Origin of the sequence: Bacillus cereus group sp. BfR-BA-01524 (assembly GCF_022662595.1) — a bacterium.
GTDB lineage: Bacteria > Bacillota > Bacilli > Bacillales > Bacillaceae_G > Bacillus_A > Bacillus_A thuringiensis_S.
In genome coordinates this window covers 1-261 of record NZ_JAKUDW010000388.1, presented here as the reverse complement: position 1 = coordinate 261, position 261 = coordinate 1, and the positions used below count along the sequence as shown (strand labels likewise).

The following is a 261-nucleotide window of genomic DNA, read 5'->3' as shown; positions in this document are numbered from 1 at the left end:
TGGGCCCGCAATTACATTCAATTTGATAAGTTTATTCCACTAACTGCTGGGGCAGGGAATCCGTTATTACTTGGAACGTATCAAGGGAAAGGTTACCCAGAAGGTAAGAATATGGCAGAACTTGAAGTAGAATTACACGCCAAGTACCCTAATTTGGAAGCACATGAATTTATGGAATTAGAAGAAAAAATAGCGAAGGATAAAATGAAAGAATGGTGGAAAACAGATAGGAATTCCATGATAGAGAGTTATTTAATCTTG

The 261-nt window shown here is 37.2% G+C and carries 1 pseudogene; it reads left to right on the top strand.

What is annotated here, in order from left to right:
* A pseudogene (locus MR170_RS31590) lies at positions 1-261 on the top strand (4-amino-4-deoxy-L-arabinose transferase); the annotation flags it as partial.